4 protein-coding genes, 1 tRNA gene and 1 rRNA gene are annotated in these 7,119 nt (G+C 70.1%); 3 read left to right on the plus strand and 3 right to left on the minus strand.

Annotated elements, in window-relative coordinates:
- The 3 genes from K336_RS0112015 to manA all read right to left on the minus strand — a co-directional run.
- Positions 1–1,725 (minus strand): MMPL family transporter (locus tag K336_RS0112015; protein WP_028707167.1); only part of this gene is annotated, 1,725 nt, incomplete at its 3' end.
- Positions 1,726–2,094: 369 nt separating this feature from the next.
- Positions 2,095–2,167 (minus strand) — tRNA-Thr (locus tag K336_RS0112020).
- Between the two features lie 120 nt (positions 2,168–2,287).
- On the minus strand, positions 2,288–3,478 hold the full coding sequence (manA, locus tag K336_RS0112025; protein ID WP_021798676.1) for a mannose-6-phosphate isomerase, class I: 1,191 nt from the start codon (positions 3,476–3,478) through the stop codon (positions 2,288–2,290).
- Between the two features lie 196 nt (positions 3,479–3,674).
- Here manA and K336_RS0112030 point away from each other — a divergent pair, with 196 nt between their 5' ends.
- The 3 genes from K336_RS0112030 to K336_RS0112040 all read left to right on the plus strand — a co-directional run.
- Entirely contained in the window at positions 3,675–3,953 is a 279-nt protein-coding gene (locus K336_RS0112030) for a DUF3263 domain-containing protein (RefSeq protein WP_021798675.1), read from the plus strand.
- A gap of 347 nt (positions 3,954–4,300) precedes the next feature.
- Positions 4,301–5,923, plus strand: a complete 1,623-nt coding sequence (groL, locus tag K336_RS0112035) for a chaperonin GroEL (RefSeq protein WP_021798678.1) — start codon at positions 4,301–4,303, stop codon at positions 5,921–5,923.
- A gap of 1,096 nt (positions 5,924–7,019) precedes the next feature.
- Positions 7,020–7,119, plus strand: a 16S ribosomal RNA gene (locus tag K336_RS0112040); the annotation flags it as partial.

Here is a 7,119-nt window from a genome sequence, read left to right on the forward strand (position 1 = left end):
GGTCATGCAGAACAGCAGGACGAGGACCGCCACGACGATGATGAGCGCCGACCAGGGCGCCCGATCGAGCATGGCGTTGATGAAGTCGGTCTGCTGGGCCGCCGCCCCGCCCACCCAGAACGGGTGGTCGGCGGTCATCGCGCGGATCCGGTCGACGGCGTCGACGGCCTGCTGGCCGACCGGGTCGTCGACGTCCATGAGGACGCTGATGAGCGTCATGTCCTCGTGGCCGGGCAGCGGCGCGGCCGTCACATGGGTGACGTCGTCCATGGCCCGGATGTCGGAGACGAGTCCGGCCGCTCCGGTCGTGTCGGTCTGGGCGACGATGCTGATCGTCGGGGTGGCCAGGGCCGGGTAGTCGTCCTGCACGATGTCGTAGCCGGTGCGCACGGAGGAGTTCGCGGGCATGTACTCGGTGAAGTTGCTGCGCACGCGCAGTGAGCCGACGGGCGTGGCCATGAGGGCCAGCAGCGCCACGATGACGACCATGACGGCCCACGGGTGCGCCACGACCCGGCGCGACAGGCGGCTGAAGACTCCGTCGTCCGAGGAGGAGTCGCCCACGGCGGCGAGCACGCGTCGCACGCCCGGTACCCTGCTCAGCGCGCTGGGCCGCACGAGCCGACGGCCCAGCAGGGTGATGACGGCCGGCACGAGCGTGAGTGTGCACGTCACGGCGAGCAGGGTGACGACGACCGCGCCGGCGGCGATCGTCCTCAGCACGGGGGAGCGCATGACGAACAGGCCGGCGATCGAGCAGGCGATGGTGAGCGCCGAGAACGAGACGGTGCGCCCCGCGGTGGCGACCGTGCGCACGACGACCTGCCGGACGAGCCCGCCCATGACGGCGCCCCGCGGCGGCTCGGCCCCGGCGAGCCGGGCGGCCATCTCCTCGCGGTAGCGGCTCACGAGCAGCAGGCCGTAGTCGATCGACAGGGCCAGGCCGATGATCGAGATGACGTTGAGGGTGAACGAGTTGATGTCGAGGACGAAGGTGAGGCACCACAGCGCGCCCATGCCGACCAGGATCGAGACGATCGCCCCGATCAGCGGCAGTCCCGCCGCCAGAAGGCCGCCGAAGACGATCACCAGCAGGACGAGCGCCACCGGCAGGCTCACCGACTCGCCGCGCACCAGGTCCTTCTCCACGAGCCCGGTGATGGAGTCGGAGATCAGCGTGGCCGACACGGCGTGCGCGTCCGCGCCGGCGTCGTGGGCGCGCAGCGCGTCGAGGCAGGCGTCGCGGGCGGTCTCGGCCACCCGGTCGTTGGCGGTCTGCGAGGCGCGGTCGTCGAGCCCCTCGTCGAGCTCGACGAGCTCGACGAAGCCGTCGCCGTCGGCGGACAGCAGCGCCCGGGCCTGCTGGGAGGTGGGGTCGGGCATCGTGAAGGCGTCCGTCACGGATGCGACGCCGTCGAGGCCGGCCAGTTCGCCGCGGACCGCCGAGGCCGCCGCCGCGGCGCTCGCCGGGTCGCCCGCCACGTCGACCCCGCTCACGACGACGGTGATGCTCTCCCCGCCCTCCCCGTCCGTACGGGTCATCGAGTACACGACGTGGGAGTCGGTGTCCGGGGTGGTGGCCTCCGCGCTCGCCAGCCTCTCGAAGAGACCGCCGGCGCCCAGACCCTGGAACGCGAGCCCGGTCATGACGGTGAGGAGCAGTGCCCAGACGGCGAGGACGACCACCGGGTGCCGGGATACGGCGAGGCCGATGCGGGTGAACATGAGGGCTCCCTGTGTCTCGTTCGCCAAGAGTTTTGCCATGCATTATGGCAGCGGCCGCCGACCGGACCGGGGTCGGCTCGGGCGCGCGGGGGAGCCCCTTCCCGGTTCCTCTGGTCACTTGGTCTTCGGCGGGCCGGCTCGATGCGGGGGAGTCCGCCAGGACGGCCCCGTTGGAACGCGCCGGCGCCGGGGAGCTCGGAAGCCGGGGAGTTCGCGCGTCCCCGGGCGTCACCGATCCGACCGGGCCACGGCACGAGTGCCCACAGTGGGAATCCGTGCCCCGGACGTCACTTGGCCGACGAGGACCAGACCCATCCTTGCCGCGGGGAGTTCCGCGCGTCCGGACGTCATGGCGGGGCCGGAGGGGGGAGCCCCCGGAGGGAGTCGAACCCTCGACCCTTCGCTTACAAGGCGAATGCTCTGGCCGCTGAGCTACGGAGGCGGTGCCGGGCCCTCGGGCCCGGCGTGCTCGTGCGGCGGCGCCGACAGCGGGGCCGCCGCACGAGCAGGACCATTGTGCCGTCCCGGGGGCGGGGACGGCCAGTCGACGCCGGCCGGATGCTCAGCCGAGGTCGCCGGAGGCGGCGAGGAAGGCCAGGCAGTTGCCGCGCAGCACGGCCCGCTCGGAGGCCTCGAAGAAGACCGATTCGCCCTGCCTGATCCCGCCGAGCTCGGCGCCCTGCTCGTCGAGGATCGTGACGTGCCCCTCGATGACGAGCAGGATCCGCGCGCGCCCGTCGCCGGGCAGCACCGCCGGACGGTCGGGCACCAGCTCGACGCGCCACAGCGAGAACTCGGGCTCGGCGGTGGGGTAGTGGCACACGCCCGCCCCGACGGGCGAGGGCGTGATGATGTCGGGCTCGCTCGGCGCGAAGTGCAGCAGCGAGACGAGCGCGTCCACGTCGATGTGCTTCGGCGTCAGGCCGCCGCGCACGACGTTGTCGGAGCTCGCCATGATCTCGATCCCGGTGCCGCTCAGGTACGCGTGGAGGACGCCGGCCGGTACGTGCAGGCCCTGGCCCTTGCTCAGGTGCACGTGGTTGAGCAGGAGCGCCGCCAGGATCGTCGGGTCGCTGGGGTAGAACTCGTCGAGGGTGAGGGCCAGGCGCGCGAACCCGCCCACCTCGTCGCGGTCCTCGGCGTGATCGAGCGCCGCGCTGAGCACGCCGTTGATCATCGCCCGGTGCACCTCGTCGGGGCACAGGCACTCCAGGAAGACTTCCGCCAGGCCGGCCTCGGCGCCCCTGTGACGCAGGGGGCCGATGAGCGGCTCGAGGGACTCGCGCGGTTCGAGCGCGTCGAAGAGCTCGGCGGTGCGCAGCGGGTCGCGGAAGCCCCACAGGGCCTCGAAGGGACCGAGGGCGACGAGCATCTCGGGTTTGGGCCAGGTGTCCTTGTAGGTGCGCGTGGGGTCGTCGAGGGGGACGCCCCGGGCCTGCTCGGACTCGAAGCCGGTCCTGGCCTGGTCGCCCGAGGGATGGGCCTGCAGACTCAGAGGCTGGGCGGCTGCGAGGATCTTGAGGAGATAGGGGAACTGCCCGTCGAAGCGCTGCTCGGCCTCCCCGAGGATTCCGGGGCGGGAGATCACGAGGCGGTCCAGGGTCGTGCCGCCGATGGCCGCCGGCCCTCCCCGGTGGGCGCCGAGCCAGTACTCGGCCTGCGGCGTCCCGTCGGCCTCGGTGCCGAGGATGGCCGGTATGGCGTCGGGAGAGCCCCAGGCATAGTTCTTCACGGTGCCCGTCAGTGGTTGCATGGGTGTCCTCTTCACTCTCTCCCGCATGGGTGTGGTGCGCACGGACCGACCGACTCCGGGGTCGTCGTGCCGGGCACGATCGGATCCATCGTGTCACGGACCCGGGCCCGCCGCCATGGGAACGGGGCTCGGCAAGGGCATTACCCGGGCAGACCACGAATGACATCGGTGTCATTCCATGGGATAGGATCGGGGCATGTCCCAGCTGGTGCACGAGAAGAGTGAGTCGGGCGTCCTGTCCGGGCGCGATGCCGCCATCCTCGACTTCGAGAAGTCCTGGTGGACGGCCCGCTCCTCCAAGGAGCAGGAGATCCGTGACCGCTTCGACCTGTCGGCGGCGCGCTACTACCAGATCCTCAACGCGCTCATCGACCGCCCCGAGGCCCTCGAGCACGACCCCCTGCTCGTCAAGCGCCTGCGCCGCCTGCGTGAGCAGCGGCACCGCGAGCGCTCGGCCCACCGCCTGGCCCGCTGACCAAGCGGGTCGGTCCGCCCGGCCCCGCCCGTCCTCGCGGCAGTGGGCGGGTGCGTCCGCGACCCCGCGCGGTCCATCCCGCGGCACTGGCCGCCGAGGGGCGTCACGGGTTGAGCCGGAACCGCTCAGCCCGGTGATGAAAGACTTTTGCACTCCATGGGTTCGAGTGCTAAGAATGTGCTTAGCACTCGGTGTGGCTGAGTGCCACTCGGGGATCGGGGGTGAGGCTCGCAAGAGCCGTCCGTCGCGGGCATCGTCGATCCGCCTCACACTGACAATGAAGCGCTGGCTCGCCGGCGCGGACAACGAAGCGCCGGGCGACCGGCGCGGGAGGATTCCCACCGAACATGGCAAAGCTTATTGAATTCGACAGCGAGGCCCGTCGCGGCCTCGAGTCGGGCATGGACACCCTGGCCGATGCGGTCAAGGTGACGCTCGGCCCCAAGGGGCGCAACGTCGTCCTCGAGAAGGCCTGGGGCGCTCCCACGATCACGAACGACGGCGTCTCCATCGCCAAGGAGATCGAGCTCGCCGATCCCTACGAGAAGATCGGCGCCGAGCTGGTGAAGGAGGTCGCCAAGAAGACCGATGACGTCGCCGGCGACGGCACCACCACCGCCACCGTCATCGCCCAGGCCATGGTCCGCGAGGGGCTGCGCAACGTCACCGCCGGCGCCAACCCGATCGAGCTCAAGCGGGGCATCGAGAAGGCCACCGAGGCCATCAGCGCCGAGCTGAGCAAGCTGGCCATCGACGTCGAGACGCGCGACCAGATCGCCCAGACCGCCTCCATCTCCGCCGGTGATCCCGCCGTCGGCGACCAGATCGCCGAGGCCATGGACAAGGTCGGCAAGGAAGGCGTCATCACCGTCGAGGACTCCAACACCTTCGGCCTCGAGCTCGAGCTCACCGAGGGCATGAACTTCGACAAGGGCTACATCAGCCCCTACTTCGTCACCGACGCCGAGCGCATGGAGGCCGTCCTGGACGATCCCTACGTGCTCATCGTCGACGGGAAGGTCTCCTCGCTGAAGGACCTGCTGCCCATCCTCGAGAAGGTCCAGCAGACCGGCAAGCCGCTCCTGGTGATCGCCGAGGACGTCGACGGCGAGGCCCTCGCCGGGCTGGTCGTCAACAAGATCCGCGGCACCTTCAAGTCCGTCGCCGTCAAGGCGCCGGCCTTCGGCGACCGCCGCAAGGCCATGCTCGGCGACATCGCCACCCTCACCGGCGGCCAGGTCGTCTCCGACACCGTCGGCCTCTCGCTCGACACCCTGCCGATCGAGATGCTCGGGCGCGCCCGCTCGGTCTCCGTCACGAAGGACGCCACGACCATCGTCGACGGCGCCGGTGACAAGGACCAGATCCAGGGCCGCATCAAGCAGATCCGCACCGAGATCGAGAACTCCGACTCCGACTACGACCGCGAGAAGCTCCAGGAGCGCTTGGCGAAGCTCGCCGGCGGTGTGGCCGTCATCAAGGTCGGCGCCGCCACCGAGGTCGAGGCCTCCGAGCTCAAGCACCGCATCGAGGACGCCGTGCGCAACGCCAAGGCCGCCGTCGAGGAGGGCATCCTTCCCGGTGGCGGTGTGGCCCTCATCCAGGGCGCCGCCGCTGCCGAGCTGCCCGCCGACCTGACGAGCGACGAGATGATCGGCGCCCAGATCGTCTTCACCGCAGCCGAGGCCCCGCTGAAGCAGATCGCGGTGAACGCCGGCCTCGAGGGCGGCGTCGTGGCGGAGAAGGTCAAGGGCCTGCCCAAGGGTCAGGGCCTGGACGCCGCCACCGACGAGTACGTCGACATGGTCGCCGCCGGTATCATCGATCCCGCCAAGGTGACGCGCTCCGCCCTCCAGAACGCCGCCTCCATCGCGGGGCTCTTCCTGACGACCGAGGCCGTCATCGCCATCAAGCCCGAGCCGAAGCCCGCTGCTCCGGCCGGTGACGACGGCATGGGCGGCATGTACTGAGATCCTCGTCCGGGGCCCGCGACGGCGCCCCGGACGATGGTCCCGGGTGAGGGGCCGGCCGGAAGGCCGGCCCCTCACCCTTCTCATCCTCTTCGTCGGGGCCCGTTCCGTCGGGGCCGCGCTCGCTCGTCCCGGGCCCTCCGTGTGTTGCCGGGGAGCGGTCGTGCTCGTCGGGGCCCGGGGCCCCGACCGGACCGCTCGCTCGGACTCCGGGGGCGCTGCCCGTTCGTGGACCGTCGCTCCCGGGGCCGCCCGCTTCCGCGGTTCCCCTCGGGCCCCGCCGGATGCCGCCGTGGCCGTTCCTCGTGGGGCACCGTCCGGTTCCGGCCGAGAACGGACGGGCCCCGTCCGAGTCGCCGTCGTGGCGCGCGTGTCCGTCCGATCGGTCCCGTCCGGTCGCTGGAGAAGGGGCACGACCGCCTTCGTCGGCCGCTCCGCCGGGCGGTCCCGTCGCCGCAGGGCCACCCGATTTGCGCGTCCAGGTCGACGGGGGTAGTGTTTCTCGAGCTGCCGCACGGCGGCTGACACCTGAAGAGGGCCGTCGGAAACGGGCCCCATCGTTCTCGACGAGGGGGGCTTGACGCCGGTTCGGCCCTCGGACGCGGAGAGGATCCGGTTTTGATTCCGGGTCGGACCGGGTCTACAGTGGTCAAGCTGCCGGTCGGCGGTGACAAGAGAACAAGCGGTCGACGGGGAATCGCCGTGAGGCGTGCCCCCACTCCGCTCGAGGAGCCGGAAACGGTTTTAGGAACCGGAAACGGTTTTGATCCTGCGGGGAGATCGACTAAACTTGCTCGGGTCGCCGTTCAGCGGTGGCAGGAGAAGAAGTTGTGGTTCGGGTGGCCTGCTTTTTGGTGGGTTGTTCGGGTCGTGTGCGTGGCTGGGGCTTGTGTGGTTCTGGTTGTGTTGTGCGGTTGTTTCTTGATAACTCAACAGCGTGTTTTTCAGTCAGTGTTTCTGTGTTGGCCTGTTGTGGGCTGGCATGGTTTTTCTTTGAGTGGACTTTTCTGTCCTGTCCGTTTTTCTGGATGGGGTCGGGGTTGTTCTCTTGTTGTTTTTGTCGGGCCGGGTTCTTCGTGGGTCTGGTCCGGTGGTTTTTACGGAGAGTTTGATCCTGGCTCAGGACGAACGCTGGCGGCGTGCTTAACACATGCAAGTCGAACGGTAAGGCGCTTTCGGGCGTACACGAGTGGCGA

This window comes from Propionibacterium acidifaciens DSM 21887 (assembly GCF_000426605.1).
GTDB lineage: Bacteria > Actinomycetota > Actinomycetes > Propionibacteriales > Propionibacteriaceae > Propionibacterium > Propionibacterium acidifaciens.

What these genes read in the sequence shown, in the direction of transcription:
- groL (WP_021798678.1), top strand. Translation starts at nt 4,301, where the DNA reads ATGGCAAAGCTTATTGAATTCGACAGCGAGGCCCGTCGCGGCCTCGAG.
- manA (WP_021798676.1), bottom strand. Translation starts at nt 3,478, where the DNA reads ATGCAACCACTGACGGGCACCGTGAAGAACTATGCCTGGGGCTCTCCC.
- K336_RS0112030 (WP_021798675.1), top strand. Translation starts at nt 3,675, where the DNA reads ATGTCCCAGCTGGTGCACGAGAAGAGTGAGTCGGGCGTCCTGTCCGGG.